The sequence below is a fragment of the Saccharothrix obliqua genome, from assembly GCF_019375475.1.
Taxonomy (GTDB): Bacteria; Actinomycetota; Actinomycetes; order Mycobacteriales; family Pseudonocardiaceae; genus Actinosynnema; species Actinosynnema obliqua.
In genome coordinates, this window is record NZ_JAHXGQ010000002.1 from 43,874 (window position 1) to 61,150 (window position 17,277).

22 protein-coding genes are annotated in these 17,277 nt (G+C 73.3%); 7 read left to right on the forward strand and 15 right to left on the reverse strand.

Annotation, left to right across the window (positions count from 1 at the left end; translation table 11 throughout):
- Window positions 1–206: 206 nt before the first annotated feature.
- Window positions 207–692 (reverse strand): carboxymuconolactone decarboxylase family protein, encoded by a 486-nt coding sequence (locus KZQ38_RS06245; protein ID WP_219439506.1) that lies wholly within the window; start codon window positions 690–692, stop codon window positions 207–209.
- 156 nt (window positions 693–848) lie between these two features.
- Between KZQ38_RS06245 and KZQ38_RS06250 the strand changes: the two genes are divergently transcribed.
- Window positions 849–1,766, forward strand: a complete 918-nt coding sequence (locus tag KZQ38_RS06250; RefSeq protein ID WP_219439508.1) for an RNA polymerase sigma-70 factor — start codon at window positions 849–851, stop codon at window positions 1,764–1,766.
- Between the two features lie 32 nt (window positions 1,767–1,798).
- On the opposite strand, the gene KZQ38_RS06255 is transcribed toward KZQ38_RS06250, so the two are convergent.
- The gene (locus KZQ38_RS06255; protein ID WP_219439510.1) at window positions 1,799–2,146 is read right to left on the reverse strand and encodes a MerR family transcriptional regulator; all 348 of its coding nucleotides are present in this window, start codon (window positions 2,144–2,146) and stop codon (window positions 1,799–1,801) included.
- Between the two features lie 52 nt (window positions 2,147–2,198).
- Here KZQ38_RS06255 and KZQ38_RS06260 point away from each other — a divergent pair, with 52 nt between their 5' ends.
- The gene (locus tag KZQ38_RS06260) at window positions 2,199–3,032 is read left to right on the forward strand and encodes an NAD(P)-dependent oxidoreductase (protein WP_219439512.1); all 834 of its coding nucleotides are present in this window, start codon (window positions 2,199–2,201) and stop codon (window positions 3,030–3,032) included.
- Window positions 3,033–3,096: 64 nt separating this feature from the next.
- On the opposite strand, the gene KZQ38_RS06265 is transcribed toward KZQ38_RS06260, so the two are convergent.
- Together KZQ38_RS06265 and KZQ38_RS06270 are read right to left on the reverse strand one after the other, a co-directional pair.
- A complete protein-coding gene (locus KZQ38_RS06265) occupies window positions 3,097–3,723 on the reverse strand; it encodes a hypothetical protein (protein WP_219439514.1) in 627 nt (208 codons plus the stop codon).
- Window positions 3,724–3,878: 155 nt separating this feature from the next.
- Window positions 3,879–4,457, reverse strand: coding sequence for a hypothetical protein (locus tag KZQ38_RS06270; RefSeq protein WP_219439516.1), 579 nt, complete (start codon window positions 4,455–4,457; stop codon window positions 3,879–3,881).
- 128 nt (window positions 4,458–4,585) lie between these two features.
- On the opposite strand from KZQ38_RS06270, the gene KZQ38_RS06275 reads away from it, so the two are divergent.
- Window positions 4,586–4,774 (forward strand): DUF3072 domain-containing protein, encoded by a 189-nt coding sequence (locus KZQ38_RS06275; RefSeq protein ID WP_219439518.1) that lies wholly within the window; start codon window positions 4,586–4,588, stop codon window positions 4,772–4,774.
- 4 nt (window positions 4,775–4,778) lie between these two features.
- Here KZQ38_RS06275 and KZQ38_RS06280 read toward each other — a convergent pair whose 3' ends face one another.
- The gene (locus KZQ38_RS06280; RefSeq protein WP_219439520.1) at window positions 4,779–5,639 is read right to left on the reverse strand and encodes an alpha/beta fold hydrolase; all 861 of its coding nucleotides are present in this window, start codon (window positions 5,637–5,639) and stop codon (window positions 4,779–4,781) included.
- A 61-nt stretch (window positions 5,640–5,700) separates the two neighbouring features.
- Window positions 5,701–6,222: a hypothetical protein gene (locus tag KZQ38_RS06285; RefSeq protein WP_219439522.1), complete on the reverse strand. Its 522-nt coding sequence runs from the start codon at window positions 6,220–6,222 to the stop codon at window positions 5,701–5,703.
- Between the two features lie 81 nt (window positions 6,223–6,303).
- Here KZQ38_RS06285 and KZQ38_RS35880 point away from each other — a divergent pair, with 81 nt between their 5' ends.
- Together KZQ38_RS35880 and KZQ38_RS06290 are read left to right on the forward strand one after the other, a co-directional pair.
- Entirely contained in the window at window positions 6,304–6,435 is a 132-nt protein-coding gene (locus tag KZQ38_RS35880; protein WP_257900943.1) for a hypothetical protein, read from the forward strand.
- Window positions 6,436–6,445: 10 nt separating this feature from the next.
- Complete coding sequence (locus tag KZQ38_RS06290; RefSeq protein ID WP_219439524.1) at window positions 6,446–6,769, forward strand: GatB/YqeY domain-containing protein; 324 nt, start codon at window positions 6,446–6,448, stop codon at window positions 6,767–6,769.
- Window positions 6,770–6,809: 40 nt separating this feature from the next.
- On the opposite strand, the gene KZQ38_RS06295 is transcribed toward KZQ38_RS06290, so the two are convergent.
- From KZQ38_RS06295 to KZQ38_RS06310, 5 genes are read right to left on the reverse strand one after another with little or no spacing between them, the layout of a single operon-like run.
- Window positions 6,810–7,448: a hypothetical protein gene (locus KZQ38_RS06295; RefSeq protein ID WP_219439526.1), complete on the reverse strand. Its 639-nt coding sequence runs from the start codon at window positions 7,446–7,448 to the stop codon at window positions 6,810–6,812.
- Between the two features lie 7 nt (window positions 7,449–7,455).
- Window positions 7,456–8,139, reverse strand: coding sequence for a hypothetical protein (locus KZQ38_RS06300; RefSeq protein WP_219439528.1), 684 nt, complete (start codon window positions 8,137–8,139; stop codon window positions 7,456–7,458).
- On the reverse strand, window positions 8,136–9,275 hold the full coding sequence (locus tag KZQ38_RS06305) for a WXG100 family type VII secretion target (protein WP_257900944.1): 1,140 nt from the start codon (window positions 9,273–9,275) through the stop codon (window positions 8,136–8,138). Before KZQ38_RS06305 ends, KZQ38_RS06300 begins: the two co-directional genes overlap by 4 nt.
- On the reverse strand, window positions 9,272–9,598 hold the full coding sequence (locus tag KZQ38_RS35885) for a hypothetical protein (protein WP_257900945.1): 327 nt from the start codon (window positions 9,596–9,598) through the stop codon (window positions 9,272–9,274). Before KZQ38_RS35885 ends, KZQ38_RS06305 begins: the two co-directional genes overlap by 4 nt.
- 10 nt (window positions 9,599–9,608) lie before the next feature.
- Window positions 9,609–10,172, reverse strand: coding sequence for a YbaB/EbfC family nucleoid-associated protein (locus KZQ38_RS06310; RefSeq protein WP_504739552.1), 564 nt, complete (start codon window positions 10,170–10,172; stop codon window positions 9,609–9,611).
- 253 nt (window positions 10,173–10,425) lie between these two features.
- Between KZQ38_RS06310 and KZQ38_RS06315 the strand changes: the two genes are divergently transcribed.
- Both KZQ38_RS06315 and KZQ38_RS06320 read left to right on the forward strand, forming a co-directional pair.
- Window positions 10,426–12,696 carry an ATP-binding cassette domain-containing protein gene (locus KZQ38_RS06315; protein ID WP_219439532.1) on the forward strand — a complete coding sequence of 757 codons (2,271 nt, stop codon included), beginning with the start codon at window positions 10,426–10,428 and terminating at the stop codon, window positions 12,694–12,696.
- A gap of 4 nt (window positions 12,697–12,700) precedes the next feature.
- Entirely contained in the window at window positions 12,701–13,471 is a 771-nt protein-coding gene (locus tag KZQ38_RS06320) for a class I SAM-dependent methyltransferase (protein WP_219439535.1), read from the forward strand.
- 12 nt (window positions 13,472–13,483) lie between these two features.
- On the opposite strand, the gene KZQ38_RS06325 is transcribed toward KZQ38_RS06320, so the two are convergent.
- The 4 genes from KZQ38_RS06325 to KZQ38_RS06340 are packed head-to-tail and all read right to left on the reverse strand — an operon-like array spanning window position 13,484 to window position 17,269.
- The gene (locus KZQ38_RS06325) at window positions 13,484–14,260 is read right to left on the reverse strand and encodes an ABC transporter ATP-binding protein (RefSeq protein WP_219439537.1); all 777 of its coding nucleotides are present in this window, start codon (window positions 14,258–14,260) and stop codon (window positions 13,484–13,486) included.
- Entirely contained in the window at window positions 14,257–15,279 is a 1,023-nt protein-coding gene (locus KZQ38_RS06330; protein WP_219439539.1) for a FecCD family ABC transporter permease, read from the reverse strand. The genes KZQ38_RS06325 and KZQ38_RS06330 overlap by 4 nt, the downstream gene beginning before the upstream one ends.
- Complete coding sequence (locus tag KZQ38_RS06335) at window positions 15,276–16,274, reverse strand: FecCD family ABC transporter permease (RefSeq protein ID WP_219439541.1); 999 nt, start codon at window positions 16,272–16,274, stop codon at window positions 15,276–15,278. The genes KZQ38_RS06330 and KZQ38_RS06335 overlap by 4 nt, the downstream gene beginning before the upstream one ends.
- Window positions 16,271–17,269 carry an ABC transporter substrate-binding protein gene (locus KZQ38_RS06340; RefSeq protein ID WP_219439543.1) on the reverse strand — a complete coding sequence of 333 codons (999 nt, stop codon included), beginning with the start codon at window positions 17,267–17,269 and terminating at the stop codon, window positions 16,271–16,273. The genes KZQ38_RS06335 and KZQ38_RS06340 overlap by 4 nt, the downstream gene beginning before the upstream one ends.
- Window positions 17,270–17,277 lie beyond the last annotated feature (8 nt).

Genomic DNA, 17,277 nt, shown 5'->3' on the forward strand with positions numbered 1-17,277 from the left:
GACGGCGGACACCTCCCCCGATCGGGAACGCGCCCCACCGGACGGGCCGCCCGGCCGGTGGTCACCACGAGCCGGGCGAACAGCCGGCGCGAGATGCGCTGATGCCCCCGGATCACGCGGCGGTGCGCACCCGGGCGCGAACCCCTCCTTCGTTCCCGCCGGGTCAGCCGCTCGGCGAAGCGGCTCGCGTCAACGCGGACACGCCCTCAGCCGAACTGGGCGGCGAACATGCCGGGCTCGTAGGAGCCGCCCTTCTGGTGCACGATCACGGCGAGCCGGTTGGCGGCGTTGATCATGGCCACCACGCACACCATGGCGGCGAGCTGGTCGTCGTCGTAGTGCTCCCGGGCCGCGGCCCACGTCGCGTCGGACACACCGGTGCCGAGGTCGGCGAGCCGGGTGCCCTCCTCGGTGAACGCCAGCGCGGCGCGCTCCGCCGCGGTGAACACGGTGGTCTCCCGCCAGGCGGCGACCAGGTGGAGCCGGACCGCGCTCTCCCCCGCCGCCGCGGCGTCCTTGGTGTGCATGTCGATGCACCAACCGCAGCCGTTGATCTGACTGGCGCGCAACGCCATCAGCTCCTGCGTCGACCTGGGCAGCGGCGACTGCTGGATCACCCCGGCGGCGTTGGCGAACCGCTTGAAGAACTTGGCGGCGATCGGGTTGTCGAACATGTCGAACCTGGCTTCCACGGCTTCGTCCTCACTCGTGTTGTCCTGTTGAACGACCACAAGATGCCGACGCCCCAACCGCTGTGACAGCTCGTGACACGTGCCACACACCGGTCACAAAAGGGCGGTCGCCGGCATCTGGTGGGCGACACAGGCCGAGCAGAAGAGGAGCCGTCCATGGCCGGCACGTCCCGCACCGCACCCGCCGACAGCCGACCGGACCCCGCCACCGAGGCGTTCCTCGCGCACCGCAACCTCCTCTTCACCGTCGCCTACGAGATGCTCGGCTCGGCGGCGGACGCGGAGGACGTGCTCCAGGAGACCTGGCTGCGGTGGGTGGGCGTCGACCTCGACGCGGTGCGCGACCAGCGGGCGTACCTGGTCCGCGTCACCACCCGCCAGGCGCTCGGCAGGCTGCGCGTGCTCGGCCGCCGCAAGGAGTCCTACGTCGGGTCGTGGCTGCCCGAGCCGCTGCTGACCGCGCCCGACGTGGCCGAGGACGTCGAGCTGGCCGACAGCGTGTCCATGGCGATGCTGCTGGTGCTGGAAACCCTGGCGCCGACCGAGCGCGCGGTGTTCGTGCTGCGCGAGGTCTTCGACCTGCCCTACGAGGAGATCGCCGAAGCCGTCGACAAGAGCCCGGCCGCGGTGCGCCAGATCGCCCACCGGGCACGCGCGCACGTCGCCGCCCGCCGACCACGCGGCCCGGTCTCGCCGACCACGACGCGCGACGCGCTCCGGGCGTTCCAACGGGCGACCGAGACCGGCGACCTGCGTGGCCTGCTCGACGTCCTCGCGCCCGACGTCGTGCTCCTCGGCGACGGCGGCGGGATCAGGCAGACCATCCCGCGGCCGGTCGTGGGCGCCGACCGGGTGGCCCGCCTGCTGATCGCCGGGATGGGACGGCTCCCGGCCGACTCGGTGCTGCGGCTCGCCGAGGTCAACGGCCACCCGGCACTGGTCCTGCGACTGGACGGCGGGCTCGACTCCGTCATCGCGGTGCACGTCGAGGACGGCCTCATCACCGGCCTCTACGCCGTGCGCAACCCCGACAAGCTCTCGCACATGGGGCGGGAGGTCGCGTTGCGCCGCTGAGGAATCAGGCGCTGGGAATCAGGGGTCGGGAATCAGGCGCCGGTGATGATGGCGTCGAGGTTGGCGCGCGTGGCCTCCAGGTCGCCGATGGCCGTGTCGATCCGGCGGCGTTGCGCCAGCAACCCGTCGACCAGCTCCGGGCAGTCGGGCTTGAGCAGGCCGTCGTCGTCGACGATGCACGGCAACACGGTCACGATCTGAGCGGTGCTCAGACCGGCGGCCAGCAGGACCTTGATCCGCCGCACCGCCGCCACGTCCTCCTCGCGGTACACGCGATAACCGCTCGGGCGTCGCTCAGGGGTCAGCAGGCCCTGCTCCTCGTAGTACCGCAGCGCGCGCTCGCTGACACCCGCGCGCCGCGCCAGTTCCCCGATCCGCATCGCCGCTCCCGAGTTGACCCTCACGCCGACGTCAACGTTTAGCTTAGCCGGCATGACCGCAGTGACCGTCCTCGGACTCGGCCCCATGGGACACGCCCTGGCCGCCGCGCTCGCCGCCGAGCACCACGTGACCGTGTGGAACCGCACCCCCGGGAAGGAGAACGACCTCGCCGCCACCACCGCCGGCACCGCCGCCGAAGCCGTCGCCGCGAGCCCGCTCGTGATCGCCTGCGTGCGGGATTACGCGGCGGTGCGGTCGGTTCTCGACGCCGAGGCGTTGAAAGGCCGCACCCTGGTGAACTTCAGCGGCGGCACGCCGCAGGAGGCCCGCGCCATGGCGGCGTGGGCGGCGGACCGCGGCATCGACTACGTCGACGGCGTGATCGTGGCGACGCCGGACGCCATCGGCAGCGCCGGGGCCACGTTCTTCTACAGCGGGCCGCGTGACGCGTACGAGGCGCACCGGCCCGCACTGGCCGCGCTCGGCGGGAACGCCCACCACGTCGGCGAGGACCCGGGCCGGGCCGCCGGTTTCGACGCGTCCCTGCAAGACCTGCTCTGGACCGCGATGAGCGGTGTGGTGCACGCGTTCGCGCTCGCCACCGCCGAGAACATCGGCGCGGCGGACCTCGTCGGGCACATGAAGGCGTTGCTCGCCTTCTTCCCGGACATGATCGACCACATCGCCGAGCAGGTCGCCGCCGACAGCTTCCCGGGCGACCTGCTGACGATCGACGCGGCGGCGGCGACCATGGACCACGTGCTGCGGACGATCCGGTCCAACGACCTGGACAACGGCGTGCTGAGCGCAGCGCGGGCCGAGGCGCGACGCGCGATCGACGCCGGGCACGGAGGGGCGGGCTACGCCCGGCTCGCCGCGCTCTGAACGCCTGCGCCACAACGGAAAACGGCGGTGGGAGCGGCATGTCCGCCCCCACCGCCGGCCGCGCCTAGTTGACCACGCAGCGCACGTTCGCCTGGTTCATCGGCTTCTCGGGGGTGTCGATCTGCCCGTCCACGTCGACGTCGACGTGGTTGCGCCAGGAGATCGGCCGATCAGTGGAGTTGCACCTCGCGCGGGCCACGGTCCGCTGCCCGCTCCCGGTGTACGGCTTCAACTTCTTCTTCTCCGAGCACGCCTTCTGCCGCCACGTGGCATCGGTGTAATACTCGTAGAGGCAGTTGTAGACGTGCGCGGTGTTGGCGGTGCAGTTGCCCTTCTTCCACCAACCGTGACCCGAGACGTCGCCGCCCGAGTAGTGCGGGTTGTCCCGACCGCTCTCCGGCGTGCACCCGATGGCGGCCGGTTCGGCCGAATCCGGTCGCACACCGGCCACGCGGTCGGCGTCCTCGCCGACCGGGAGCCCGCCCGGTTCGGAGATCACCTGGCCGTTGAGGTCCAGGTAGACCGCGTTGGCCGGATCGGCAGGCGCGAGCCCCGGTTCGGCGCTCTCCCGCGTCGCGCCCGCCGCGCCATTCGGTGCCGCCGCGGCCAGAGCGGGCGCAGCGGAGATCGACAACGTGAACGCGGCGAGCACCACCAGGGCGCCACGCCCCCCGAAAACAATGGGTTTCATCGCACATCCCCCGTTTCCCCCGGATTTGTGACAGCGGTCACTCTGCTCCCGCGTTGCTCCGCCGTCAAGACCCGGTACACCCGTTCAGAGCAACCGGCGATCCGAGGATGATCGTCCGTTCAGCCGGCACCGACAACGCCGAACGGCCGCCGGGCTCAGGAGTACGCGGGGGGCGTCTCGCCGGGCGAGGCCGGGACGACGTCGAGCCCCGGTTCGCGCACGAGAGCGTCGACGGCGGCCCGGCTCGCGCCGATCCCGGCCCAGTGCGGGTCGACGTCGGCGGTGAAGCACCAGCTCCGGTCGGCGGGCCAGGCGAACGCGGGCGGCGGGCAGGGCTCCGCCGTGCCGAGCGCCTCCGCCCAGCCGTCGAAATCACGCAATGCGCCGCGCAGCAAGGCGTACTGCCGGTGCGGCAGCTCCACCCGGGCGGCACCGGCCGGCAGCCGCACGTCCGAGTAGCCGTCCCAGACGCAGAAGTAGCACTCCTCCGGTGTGCCGGTGAACCGGGAGAGCAGGCGCAGCGCGTGCCGCGCCTGGACGAGGTCGGGCAGGTGGTCGTCCGGCAGGTCGACATCCGCTTCGGCCTGACCGGGTCGGACCGGGTCGGGGATGAAGCGCAACCGGGCGTGTGCTTCGAAACCCGTCGGGCCGAAGGTGATCAACCGCGGCCACGGCGTGCGGGATCGGACGAGCCAGTCCGCGGCGGACGTGTCCACGCAGTAGCCGAGTCCCATGCGGCCAGATTACGCAGCATTTCCCGCGCATTGGCGGCGGTTCTGTTCCGTCACGCTTTCGAGGCGGGACGGTTGGGGCAGGGCCGGGGCGGGTATGTCGAACGGGCGTTCGAGGAAAGGAGACAACCGTGGACCGCACACCCGAGAAGGACCCGGAGGACTGGACGACCGGCGACGAGCCCATGACCGGGCCGCAGGAGTCCTACCTGCACACCCTGGCGCAGGAGGCCGGTGAGCAGGTGCCCGACGGCCTCACCAAGGTGGAGGCGTCGCAGCTGATCGACCGGCTCCAGCAGAAAACCGGTCGCGGCACGTGAACCGTCACGGCCCGAAGAACCCGGCGAGGGCGTCGGCCAGCGCTTCGGGGGCTTCCTCCGCCACGTGGTGCCCCGAGTCGATGCCGTGGCCGCGCACGTCGTCCGCCCAGTCGCGCCAGATCGCCAGCGGGTCGCCGTAGAGGTCTTCCAGGTCGTCGCGCAACGACCACAGGACGAGGGTCGGGCAGCGCAGCCGCACGCCCGCCGCCCGGTCCGCCTCCTCGTCCCACCGGTCGACGGTCAGCCCGGCCCGGTAGTCCTCCAGCATCGCCCGCACGACGTCCGGGTTCCCCGTGGCGGCGCGGAACTCCGCGTGGTTCTCGGGCCCCATGCGGTCCGGGTCGCCGCGGTACCAGCTCACCGGGTCGGCGTTGATCACGCGTTCCGGCGTGCCCGGCTGGGCGAAGAAGAACCAGTGCCACCACCGCGTGGCGAACTCCGGGGTGATGCGTGCCAGGTGTTCGCTGATCGGCAGGCAGTCCAGCACCGCCACCCGCTCGACCGCGTCGGGGTGGTCCAGCGCCAGCCGCAACGCGACCGCACCGCCGCGGTCGTGCCCGGCGAGCCGGAACCTGTGGTGCCCCAACGCCTTCATCACGGCGACGAGATCACTCGCGACGGCCCGCTTGGCGTGGGCGCGGTGGTCCGCCGTGGGCGCGGGACCCCGCGACCGCCCGTAGCCGCGCAGGTCCGGGCACACCACCGTGAACCCGCGCGCCACCAGCAGCGGCGCCACGCGGTGCCAGGTGGCGGACGTCCTCGGGTGGCCGTGCGCCAGCAGCACCGGCGGTCCCCCTCCCCCGTGCCGCACGAAAATCGTTGCCTCGCCGACGGAAATCCGCTCTTCCTCGAATCCCTCGAACACCGTTCGAGCCTCACACACCGGTGCGGGCCGCGCGACTCGGCGCGGCCCGCACCGCCCCCGGTCAGTCCACCCACTCGTAGGGCGAGTTGACGCTGCCGCCGACCCAGCCGCCGTTGTTGTCGTGCTCGACGGTCGCCACCGCCCGGTAGTAACCCGCGCCGCACGACGCGGAGCCGCCGTAGTCCAGGATCTTCTTGGGGCCGTAGGGACCGCCCAGCTCACCACCGGTCCAGCCGAACGCGCCGTACGCCCAGTCCGAGCCCCGGCAGTGCGACCACCCGCTGTCGGTCCACACCTGGACGTCGACGCGGGCCCGGCCCTGCCCGGTCGCCGGCCGGGTGCACGCGCCGTTGAGGTCGCGGCTGTACAGGTAGGCGTCGGCGTAACCGAGGTTGCCGGAGAAGACGCCCGGCGACCAGTGGTCGATCGTGGCCACGCCCACCACGCAGTGGATGAACCCGCTGTTCACCACCTTCGGGCCGGACCCGGACATCGCCGAGGCGGGTTGCCCGGCCACCAGCACCAGACCGCCGAGCAGCAACCCGCACAACGCCGTGTGGAGCGATCGTCGCCACCAGGACATGGTTGTCCCACATTCGAATCGCGGACGACACGCGCCGGTCGGGATGCCGGAGAACCGGCACGTCGGATGCCTTTCGAGGCTATGTCGGAGCGGCGTTCGCGGTACCGCGCGTCGGCCGACGCGGACCTGGGTGAGAACACCCACGCCGGTCGACCGGGCCAGACCCGTGACGGCGCGGGAACGCCGTTGCGCCACGACATCGCGCTCACGTAGCGTCCGCGAGGTGCGCACCGACCTCCGCCGCGAGCTGACGCGGGCCATCAAGGGCAAGGACCGGATCGCCGTGTCGGCGTTGCGATCCGCCCTCGCGGCCATCGAGAACTCCGAGGCGGTGCCCGACGACTCCCCGGCGAGCGGTTCGGTCGGCGTGGGCTCCACCGAGGTCGAACGCCGGCAGCTCACCGACGAGGACGTGCACGCGATCGTCACGGCGGAGGTGCGGCAGCGGATCACCGCGGCCGAGGAGTACGACCGGTTGGCGCGGGCGGACGTCGCCGAACGCCTGCGCGCGGAAGCCGACGTGCTGCGGCGGCACCTGGAGCGCTGACCCCCGGCGGCGACCGTCCGACGTGGTCGGCGCGCCGCCGTCAGAGGTTGGCGTGGATGGTGCGCACGGTCTGCTCGGCCTGCTCGTCACGCAGGTCGAAGGCCGAGCCGTCGGCGAACTCCAGGCGCAGGAACCACTCCGGGCGCACGTGGCGGCCCAGCGGGACCGGGGTGAAGGCCCGCACCACCGACCGCGGCGCCTCCCACCACGTGACCAGGGGCGGCACGTCGCGGGACTGACCCAGGGCGCGCACGCGGCCGAGCAGGCCGCCCGCGGCCGGTTCCGGCGCGACGGCCACCTCGCCCTCGACCACCAGGCCGACGCGCCGGTCGGTGACCAGCAGCCAGCACTCGTCGCGGCCCGCGGTGAACAGGTCGGCGCAGCGCACCGCGGCCTGGTCCGGGTGCTGGGCGTGCGCCCAGCCCCAGATCGCCGGGTCGTGGGCCCATTCGTCGTTGTGCACGCGGTTCTCGGACACGGCACGCGTCGGCAGCGGCCACGCCGGTTCGGGCGCCGCCGGGCTGGGCACGTCGTGCACGACCCGGTGCGGCGCGGTGCGGACCGCGCCGACGGTGCTGCCGACGTGGCCCCGACCGCCGGCCACCCACGCCAGCCGCTCGCCCTCGCCCAGCCAGTGCCGCTGGGCGATCCCGGCCAGTTTCTCCCTGCTCTTGGGCACGGTGCTCCTATCGACCGCTCGCCAGCGCCACCAGCCGCGGCAGGTCCTCCGCGCGCGCGGCGACGACGTCCACGCCCGACCCGTCCACGAACGACACCCGCAGCACGTGCGCCTGCCGGGGCACGGCGCCGCTGGGCAGCTTGCGCTCGGCCGCGCCCACCCCGCTGATCTCCGCCCGGGGCACCTCGACCACCGGCAGCACGTCGGCGGTGGGCACCGGTTCGGCGGGCGGGTACGGGTCGCGGTCGGCGAACACGTCGCGGGCGAACCCGCCGACGCGGTCCAGCAACGACTTCTCCGGTCCGGGTTCGGACTCGGCTTCCGGCGCGTCCCGCAGCCAGGCCAGGCGGTGCGGTGTGAGCACCAGCCAGGCCAGCGGCACGCCGCGGACCTGGAGCGCGGCCCGCGCCGCGATGGAGTCCGGCGACGGGCCGAAGACCACGACGTCCGGGCGCTGCCGGGCGTCGACGTGGTCGTCCGCCAACGCGCCCGCCACGCCGGCGGCGACGTTGGCCACGCCCCACAACGCCCTGCCCGCGAACCCCGGTGCCGGTTTGCCCGACCACTCCAGGCCCCGCACGTCGAACCGGGTCGCGCTGCCGCCCGCGTCGGCGCACAGCAGGACCGGCTCGTCGGGACGGGCCCAGCCCGCCCGGATCGCGGCCACGCCGCGCAGGCGCGTGCCGGTCACCAGGAGAAGCCCTTCTCCTGCGCCTCGCGGCGCTCCTGCTCCGACGGCGGGTTCCGCGCGGCGTCGTAGGCGGCGTCGGCGCCGAACTTGATGCCGCCGTCGACGGCCGCGTCCACACCGGCGCTGAACGCCGCGCCGCCGACGCGGGTCTGCCCGCCGAGCATCCCGGTCAGCACGGTCTGGCTGATGTTGCCTGCCAGCGCGCCCTCGCCGGTGACGCCCTGCATGAAGCGGTTGGCCGTGGTCGACGCGAGCGTCGTGTCGTCGGCCCGCGTCACGATGTTCACCAGCGGGTTGGCCCCGAGGCGGCGGCCCGCGTACTGCTGGGCCATGTTGCCGCCGCGCAGGCCGTTCATGCGCTGGATGACCTGCCGCAACGGACCACGCAGCCGGGTCAGCAGCTCCTCCAGCCGCTTGACGATCTTGAACAGCTCCATCTGGAGCTTCGAGACGCGCATGGTGATCCGCATACCGGTGCTGCCCACCTGCACCGTGGTGGTCATCCCGGCCGCGGCCACCGAACCGCCCGCCGTGATCCACGACGCGGCCAGCGCCGCCAGCCACTGCACGATCAGGCCGATGATCAGCTCGGTGATGAGCTGGACCACGAACTCGACGAACATGTCGAACAGGTCGGCGATCATGTCGAGGGTCTGCTTCAACCCCCGGACGTCCTCCGCGAGCGCACGCACACCACCGCTGAACTCGGTGACCTGGTTGCGGAACGCGTCGCCGGCAGCGCCCTCCCACACCGCGCGGGTCGCCTCGCCGCGCTTGACCTCGGCGTCGGCGACCTCGTCCAACCAGGAGGCGACCTGCGCCCAGCCGTCGCCCGTCGCCCGCATCTGCTCGGGGTCGCCGATGGCGAATTCCGCCAGCTCCACCAGCGGGCTGAGCACGATCGAGACGAGGAAGCCCAGGCCGTTGTCCAACAACGCCTGACCGGGGCTCGCGATCGTCTCCAGCAGCTCCAGCCGCCCCGACACGCCCGCCGCGGCCATCTCCGGCGGGCTGGTGGCGTCGGCGAGGTCCTGCAACGCGCCGACGGCCGAGCTGCCGCGCCCCGCCGCCTGCTCGAACCAGTTCTTCTGGTCGCCGCCGTTGAGGTCGGCGAAGGAACCCGGACCGTCGTTCACCGGCCACCACCCAGTCCGTCACCGAGCTGGGTCAACGCCTGCGAGACGCCGTCGTCCACGCCCTGGTACACCTCGAAGCTCTGCCGCAGCTGGTCACCGGTCTGCTCCAGGAACCCGGCGGCGTCGGTCGCGAGCTGCCGGCACTCGTCCAGGCTGGAGAAGTACCCGCTGCTCAACCCGACCAGGTCCCCGATGGGGCCGAAGCACTGGTCGTCCACCCTCGCCTGCTCCAGCAGGTCCGCGAGCTGCCCGAACTTGCCGGCCAGGCTCTCGCTGCCACCGGCGAAGGCCGTCAACGCCTCCGGCACGATCCTGAAAGTCATCCCGCCCCCGTCACGTCAGGTAGGAACTCGGTGGTTCCTCGTCGTCCGGTTGGACCGGCGGACGCGGGACCTGGTTCCCGCGCGCCGGACCCGGCGGCGGGTAGGCGGACGGCTGCGGGTAGGCGGACGGCTGCGGGTGGCCCGGCGGCTGCGCGTGGCCGGGTGCCTGCGGGTACGCGGGCGGCTGGTGGGTCCCGGGCCGCGGGTGGGCGGGCGGCGGAGCCGGTGGTCCGGGCGGCGGCGCGGCGGTCGGTGCGAGCGGTTCCACGCCGGAAGCGGCCATGCCCTGCTTGAACTGCTCCAACCGGTCACCCAGCAGCGGCGCCACGGCGGCGTCGAGCTGCTGCGCCGCGTTCTGCGTCGCCAGCCGGATCGCGTCGAGGATCTCCTGCTGCAAGGCCACGTGGGACCGCGCCATCGCGGCCGGCGACAGCTGCAACCCCAGCACCGCGCCCGATGGCGCGGCGGTGACCGTGACGGAGCCGTCCCGGCTGCGCCCGACGCCACGCAGATCCTTGACCACCTCTTGGAGCTGACCGGCCTTCGCCGCCTGCTCCTGGAACGACTTCATCATCTCCTGAAGCCGTCGTTGCCGGTCGACCACGACACCCCCGCAACGCTCTTGCCGAACCAAACCGCTCCCACCGTACGGGACGGGTGGACCGGGGCCGACCACCCGGTCCCTCCACACCGGATTCGCGGGGCACGTCGGCCGGAAATCGAGGAGCGGTGTCCCGGGGCCGCCCATAGCATGACCCGATGCGCGGGTTCCGCCCGTCGGGCCGGCGCGGACGGCGACCCCGCCCCCGCGCGGCGGATGGAGGCGGATGAGCATGGTGTCGCACGTCGCCGACGGGCACGACCTGATCCGCGTGCGCGGCGCGCGGGAGAACAACCTCAAGGGCATCAGCGTCGAGATACCCAAGCGCAGGCTGACCGTCTTCACCGGCGTCTCCGGCGCGGGCAAGAGTTCGCTGGTGTTCGCCACGATCGCCGCCGAGTCGCTGCGGCTGGTCGACGAGGCACGCGCCGCGCCGACGCCCGCCCGGCCCGAGGTCGACGCCCTGGAGGGGTTGACCGCCGCGATCGTGGTGGACCAGCGGCGGATGGACGCCGACCCGCGCTCCACGGTCGGCACCGCCACCAACGCCGACGCGGTGCTGCGCGTCCTCTTCAGCCGGCTCGGGCAGCCGCACGTCGGTCCGCCGCAGGCGTTCTCCCCCACCGCGCCCGCGGTCCGGGCGAGCGGCGCGTGCCCGCACTGCGAGGGCCGGGGCACGGTGTCCGTCATCGACCCGACGCAGCTCTACGACGACGCCAAGGCGATCTCCGAGGGCGCGATCACCATCCCCGGCTGGAAGGCGGACAGCTTCTGGACGGTCCGGGTCTACGCCGAGTCGGGTTTCATCGACCCGGACAAGCCGATCCGCCGGTACACCAGGCAGGAGCTGCACGACTTCCTGCACCGGGAGCCGACCAGGGTGACCGTGGACGGCGTCGCCCTCACCTACGAGGGCCTGGTGCCGAAGGTGCGCAAGTCGTTGCTGGCCAAGGACCCGGAGGCGATGCCACCGCACATCCGGGCGTTCGTGGAGCGCGCGGTGACCTTCGCGCCCTGCCCGGCGTGCGGCGGCACGCGGCTCGGCGCGGCGGCCCGGTCCGCGCGGATCAACGGCGCGAACATCGCCGAGCTGAGCGCGATGCAGGTCAGCGACCTCGCCGAGTGGGTGCGGGACCTGGTCGCGCCCTCGGCGACCCCGCTGCTCGCGGCGCTGCGGCGGACCCTCGACTCGTTCACCGAGATCGGGCTGGGCTACCTCTCGCTCGACCGGCCCGCGGGCACGCTGTCGGGCGGCGAGGCCCAGCGCGTCAAGATGGTGCGCCACCTCGGTTCCACGCTCACCGACGTCACCTACGTGTTCGACGAGCCCACCACGGGCCTGCACCCGCACGACGTCCAGCGCGTGAACAGGTTGCTGCTCCGGTTACGGGACAAGGGGAACACGGTTCTCGTGGTGGAGCACGAGCCCGAGACGATCGCGATCGCGGACCACGTCGTGGACCTCGGTCCCGGCGCGGGCGCGGCCGGTGGCGAGGTCTGCTTCACGGGTGGCGTCGAGGGCCTGCGGGCCAGCGGCACCACCACCGGCCGCCACCTCGGCCACCGCACCCCGCTCAAGGGCCGGGTGCGTGCACCCAGGGGTGCGCTGGAGATCCGCGGCGCGTCGAAGCACAACCTGCGTGGTGTCGACGTCGACGTCCCGCTGGGTGTGCTGGTCGTCGTCACGGGTGTCGCGGGTGCCGGCAAGAGTTCCCTGATCCGCGGTTCGATCCCGGCGGAGCGGGGCGTGGTGGCGGTGGACCAGACGCCCATCCGCGGTCCGCGGCGCGGCAACCCGGCCACGTACACCGGGCTGCTCGACCCGATCCGCAAGGCGTTCGCCAGGGCCAACGGCGTGAAACCCGCGTTGTTCGGCGCTTCGGGGGCGTGTCCGGCCTGTCAAGGCGCGGGCGTCCACGCCGACCCGGCGATCGCGGTCGTCTGCGAGGAGTGCGACGGCAGGCGGTTCCGGGCGTCGGTGCTGGCGCACCGCCTGGGCGGGCACGACATCGGCGAGGTGCTGGCGATGTCGGTCGCCGAGGCCGAGGCGTTCTTCGGCGCGGGCGGGGCACGCACACCCGCGGCGCACGCGATCCTCCGCCGGCTCACCGAGGCCGGCCTGGGCCACCTCGCTCTCGACCGGCCGCTGACCACGCTGTCCGGCGGCGAGCGGCAGCGGCTCAAGCTGGCCACGCGCATGGCCGACGACGGCGGTGTCTACGTGCTGGACGAACCGACCACGGGCCTGCACCTCGCCGACGTCGCCCGGCTGCTGGACCTGCTCGACCGGCTCGTGGACGACGGCAAGTCGGTCATCGTGATCGAGCACCACCAAGCCGTCGTCGCGCACGCCGACTGGGTCATCGACCTCGGCCCCGGCGCGGGTCACCACGGTGGCCGCGTCGTCTTCGAAGGCACCCCGACCGCCCTCGCCGCCGCCCGCTCCACGCTCACCGGCGAACACCTCGCCGACTACGCGCACCGGTGGATAAGGTGATCACATGGACGAAAGGCGGCTCCTCGGCTCGTCGTTCGGCAGCGCGGCCGCGGCGTACGCCGAGCACCGCCCGGACTACGCGCGAGCCGCGGCGCGCTGGGCGGTGGAGTTCGCGCCCGGCCCGCGGGTGCTGGACCTCGGTGCCGGCACCGGCAAGCTGACCGCCACGCTGGTCGCGCTGGGCGTCGACGTCGTCGCGGTGGAGCCCGACCCGGCGATGGTGGCCGAACTGCGGCACGCGCTGCCGGGGGTCCGCGCCCTGGCGGGCAGCGCCGAGGAGATACCGCTGCCCGACGCGTCCGTGGACGCCGTGCTGGCCGGCAACGCCCTGCACTGGTTCGACATGGCCGTCGCGGGTCCGGAGATCGCCCGGGTCCTCGCGCCCGGCGGCGTCCTGGCCGGCCTGTGGAACGTCCTGGACGACCGGGTCGACTGGGTCGCGGAACTGGAGCGGATCAGCGGGAGCGCGGCCATCGGCCCGCGTGACACGCTGCGTGAGTGGCGTGCGGCGACGGCGGACCTGCACCTCCCGGGCAGCGGACCCGCCCGGTTCGGCTCGCCGGAGCAGGCCGAGTTCCCGCACGGTCAGCGCCGGACCGCCGATTCCCTCGTCGCGACGCTCGCGACGCGGGCCGGGGTGCTGGTCATGCCGGCCGGGGACCGGGAGGCCCTGCTCGGCGGTGTCCGCGCTTTCCTCGCGGGCAGGCCGGAAACCGGCCGCGGCGAGTTCACCCTGCCGATGCTGACCGGCGTGCTGCGCGCCCGGCGGCGTTGAGGCCGCCGGACCTCACAGCGCGGGCACCACCATCGGCGTACCCGTCACGGGATCGGGGACGACGACGCTCGGCAGCTCGAAGACCTCCTTCATCAGCACCGAGTCCACCACGTCGGACGGCTTGCCCTCGGCGACGACCCGCCCGTCCTTCATCGCCACCAGGTGATCGGCGTAGCGGGACGCCTGGTTGATGTCGTGCAGCACGGCGACCACCGTGCGACCCCGGTCGCGCAGTCCCGCCAGCAGGGACAGCAGCTGGTACTGGTGGGTGATGTCGAGGAACGAGGTCGGCTCGTCGAGCAGCAGGTGGGAGGTGTCCTGGGCGAGCACCAGCGCCACCCACACGCGTTGCCGCTGGCCGCCGGACAGCTCCCGCACCAGCCGGTCGGCCAGGTCCGCGACGCCCGCGACGCGCATCGCGCCGGTCACCGCGTCCTCGTCGGCCGCCGACCAGGTGGACAGCAGCGACTGGTGCGGGAACCGGCCGCGCGCCACGAGCTGCCGGACGCGGATGTCCTCCGGCGCGACGGGTTCCTGCGGCAGGAACCCGAGCCGGCGGGCCAGCGCCTTGCTCTGGTAGGAGCCGATCTCGCGGTCGTCGAAGACCACCTGCCCCTCGGCCGGGCGCAGCAGCCGGACGAACGTCCGCAACAGCGTCGACTTGCCGCACGCGTTGGGGCCGACGATGGCGGTGAACGCGCCGTCCGGGACGTCGACGCTCAACCGCGTCGACACGACGCGTTCGCCATAGCGCAGGGTGACGTCCTGCGCGGACAACAACGCGGTCACGAGCGCCGCACCTCCTTTGCGAGCAACCACATCAGGTAGCAGCCGCCGATGGCGGTGCTCACCACGCCGACCGGCAGGGCGACGGGCGCGAGCAGCAGCTGCGCCACGAGGTCCGCGCCGAGCAGCAGGACGGCGCCGGTCAGCGCGGCGGGCAGCAGCGGGATGCCGGGCGCGCCGGCCAGCCGCCTGCCGATCTGCGGTGCCGCCAGCGCGATGAACGCGATGGGCCCGGCGACGGCGGTCACGGTGGCCGTGCAGCCGACGCCGATGAGCACGAGCTGCACGCGCAGCGGTTCCAGGCGGACGCCGGTGGTGACCGCGAGGGCCGGGTCCAGCGCCGCCTGCCGCGCGTCGAGCGACCGCACGGACAACAGCACCAGCAGGACGGCGATGATCGCGAACGGGATGGCCAGGTCGTCCCAGTCGACGCCGTTGAGGGAACCCGCGTTCCACCCGACGGCCGCCATCGCGACCTCCAGCTCGGCCCGCAGCACGATCCACGAGTTGAGGGCGGTGAGCGTCGCGTTGACGGCGATGCCGATCACCACCAGCCGCAGCCCGGACACGCCGCCGCCCAGCGACAGCACGTACACGACGGCCGCCGTGAGCACACCGCCCAGCACGGAGCTGAACGCCAGTTGCGCGGACGTCCCGGACAGCACGGTGATGGCGATGAGCGCACCGGTGTACGCGCCCGCGTCCAGGCCGATCACGTCGGGGCTGCCCATCGGGTTGCGGGTGGTGCCCTGGAAGATCGCACCCGCCACGCCCAGCGCCACGCCGAACACGACCGCCGCCAGCACGCGTGGCAGCCGCCAGTCGCGGATCACCACGTTCGAACCGCCCCGCGCGCCGGTCAGCGCGTCGAACACCTTCGCCGGGCTCGCCCACGTCGGCCCGTAGCAGAGCCCGAGCAGCGCCAGCACCGCGATCGCCAGCACCAGGGCGGCGACCACCACCAGGGGCCGCCGTTCGAGGCGGGCCGAGAACGGGCCCTTGCGCACCACGAGAGCGTTCACAGCGGCGCCGCCCCGTACCGCCGGACGGCCCAGATCAGCACCGGACCGCCGAGGAACGCGGTCACCACCGCCACCGGCACCTCGCCGGTGGGCAGCAGGACGCGCGCGCCGATGTCGGACACCAGCAGCAGCACCGGACCGAGCACGGCGGCGAACGCCACCATCCACGGCACCGACGCGCCCGCCAGCCGCCGCGCCAGGTGCGGCACCATCAGGCCGACGAACAGGATCGGCCCGGCGATCGCGGTCGCCGCGCCGGCCAGCACGGTGATCAGCGCCAGCGCCGCCAACCGCACGCGGGCCACGTTGGCGCCCAGGCCGTGCGCGGTGCTCTCGCCCAGCGCGACCACGTCGAGGTGCCTGCTCAGCAGCAGCGCGCACACCACGGCGACGGCGATCACCGCCAGCGGCAGCCCGTTCGGCGACTGCTCCCGGCCGGCCAGCGAGCCGACCGCCCAGAACCGGTACACGTCGAACACGTTCGGCATCAGCAGGCGCATCCCGAGGGACACGCCCGCCAGCACCGAGCTGAGCGCCACGCCGGTCAGCACCAGGCGCAGCGGCGAACCCCGGCCGACCGAGTAGACCAGCAGGGTCGCCGCGACCGCGCCGAGCACGGCCACCAGCAGCTCGCCCAACGAGGACGAGGCCAGCCCGACGGCCGAGCCGACCGTGATCGCGAAACCCGCGCCCGCCGTCACGCCGAGCACACCCGGCTCGGCGAGCGGGTTGCGCGACAACACCTGCACGAGCACGCCCGCCACGGCGAGCGCGGCGCCCGCGCCGAGGGCCAGGACGGCACGCGGCACCCGGATGTCGCGGACCACCAGGTGGTCGCTCGACCCGTCGAAGTCCAGCAGTGCCCGGACGACGTCGGCGGGTGCGACGGCGTGCGCGCCGACGCCGATGCTCAGCACCGCCACCCCGGCCAGGACGGCCAGGGCGACGAGCAGCCCGACGACGAGCGCGCCCGGCCCGCGGCGCGGACGCGTCACCGGTTCAGCAGCGGCGTGAGCGCCTCGTCCGCCGCGTCCAGGGTCCTCATCGCCGACCGGTAGGTGGCCGCCTCGGTGTAGCGCAGCGGGAACACCTTCCCCGCCTTGACCGCGGGCAGCTCCTTCCACAGCGGCGAGTCGAGCGCGTACTGGACCGGCGGCGGCACCGAGCCGTCGGGCTTGACCGAGTAGGTGATGACCTCGGCGTCGGCGAACGCGGCGGGCAGCTCCTCGATCGACGGGTACTCGCTGACGTCCTTCGAGCCGCCGCCCTTGACCTTGACCTCGCCGTAGTAGGTCGCGCCCATGTCCTGCACCACGTTCGTGCCCCAGGAACCGTTGAACTCGCGCTGGAAGTTGCCCTTGGCGACCTCGCCGTACGCGCCGACGTGACCCAGCTTCAGGCCGGGCAGCACCGCGGCGTACTTCTCCGCGAGCTTCTTGGCCTTGGCCTGGTACTCGTCGCGGACGGCGTCGAACGCCGCGAGCGAGCCCGCCGCGTCGGCCTGCTTGCGGGACAGCTCACGCCACATCGACGGCACCGACGGGCCGATGGCGACGACGGGCGCGATCTGCTCCAGCCGCTTGAGGTCGATGTCGGCCAGCACGGGCTTGGGCACGCCGATCACGATCAGGTCGGGGTCGGCCTGCGCGACCGCCTCGTAGTTGGTCTCGGCGGCCGTCTCGCCCGCGATCTTCGGCAGCTCCTCGTACCGCTTGCGGTCCTCGTCGCTCATCAGCGGGATGCCGCGCTGCCACGTCGAGATCCCGACCAGCGGCGCGTCGGCCTCCAGCATGGCGGGCACGGCGTACCCGGTGGCGACGACGCGCTTCGGCGCGACCGGGATCGTGATGTCGCCGTTGTCGGCGGTGAACACCCGGGTCTGCGCTTCGGCCGCCGGTGCCTGCTCGGCATCACCGGAGCCGCAGCCGGCGACCACGGCGAGGGCGAGCGCGAGCGCGCCGGCGATTTTGGGGGATCTGGCGATGGGCATGGCTTTTC

What these genes read in the sequence shown, in the direction of transcription:
- KZQ38_RS06270 (WP_219439516.1), bottom strand. Translation starts at nt 4,457, where the DNA reads ATGGGACTCGGCTACTGCGTGGACACGTCCGCCGCGGACTGGCTCGTC.
- KZQ38_RS06285 (WP_219439522.1), bottom strand. Translation starts at nt 6,222, where the DNA reads ATGTCCTGGTGGCGACGATCGCTCCACACGGCGTTGTGCGGGTTGCTG.
- KZQ38_RS06260 (WP_219439512.1), top strand. Translation starts at nt 2,199, where the DNA reads ATGACCGCAGTGACCGTCCTCGGACTCGGCCCCATGGGACACGCCCTG.
- KZQ38_RS06320 (WP_219439535.1), top strand. Translation starts at nt 12,701, where the DNA reads ATGGACGAAAGGCGGCTCCTCGGCTCGTCGTTCGGCAGCGCGGCCGCG.
- KZQ38_RS06255 (WP_219439510.1), bottom strand. Translation starts at nt 2,146, where the DNA reads ATGCGGATCGGGGAACTGGCGCGGCGCGCGGGTGTCAGCGAGCGCGCG.
- KZQ38_RS06310 (WP_504739552.1), bottom strand. Translation starts at nt 10,172, where the DNA reads ATGATGAAGTCGTTCCAGGAGCAGGCGGCGAAGGCCGGTCAGCTCCAA.
- KZQ38_RS35885 (WP_257900945.1), bottom strand. Translation starts at nt 9,598, where the DNA reads ATGACTTTCAGGATCGTGCCGGAGGCGTTGACGGCCTTCGCCGGTGGC.
- KZQ38_RS06315 (WP_219439532.1), top strand. Translation starts at nt 10,426, where the DNA reads ATGAGCATGGTGTCGCACGTCGCCGACGGGCACGACCTGATCCGCGTG.
- KZQ38_RS06265 (WP_219439514.1), bottom strand. Translation starts at nt 3,723, where the DNA reads ATGAAACCCATTGTTTTCGGGGGGCGTGGCGCCCTGGTGGTGCTCGCC.
- KZQ38_RS06250 (WP_219439508.1), top strand. Translation starts at nt 849, where the DNA reads ATGGCCGGCACGTCCCGCACCGCACCCGCCGACAGCCGACCGGACCCC.
- KZQ38_RS35880 (WP_257900943.1), top strand. Translation starts at nt 6,304, where the DNA reads ATGTCGGAGCGGCGTTCGCGGTACCGCGCGTCGGCCGACGCGGACCTG.
- KZQ38_RS06340 (WP_219439543.1), bottom strand. Translation starts at nt 17,269, where the DNA reads ATGCCCATCGCCAGATCCCCCAAAATCGCCGGCGCGCTCGCGCTCGCC.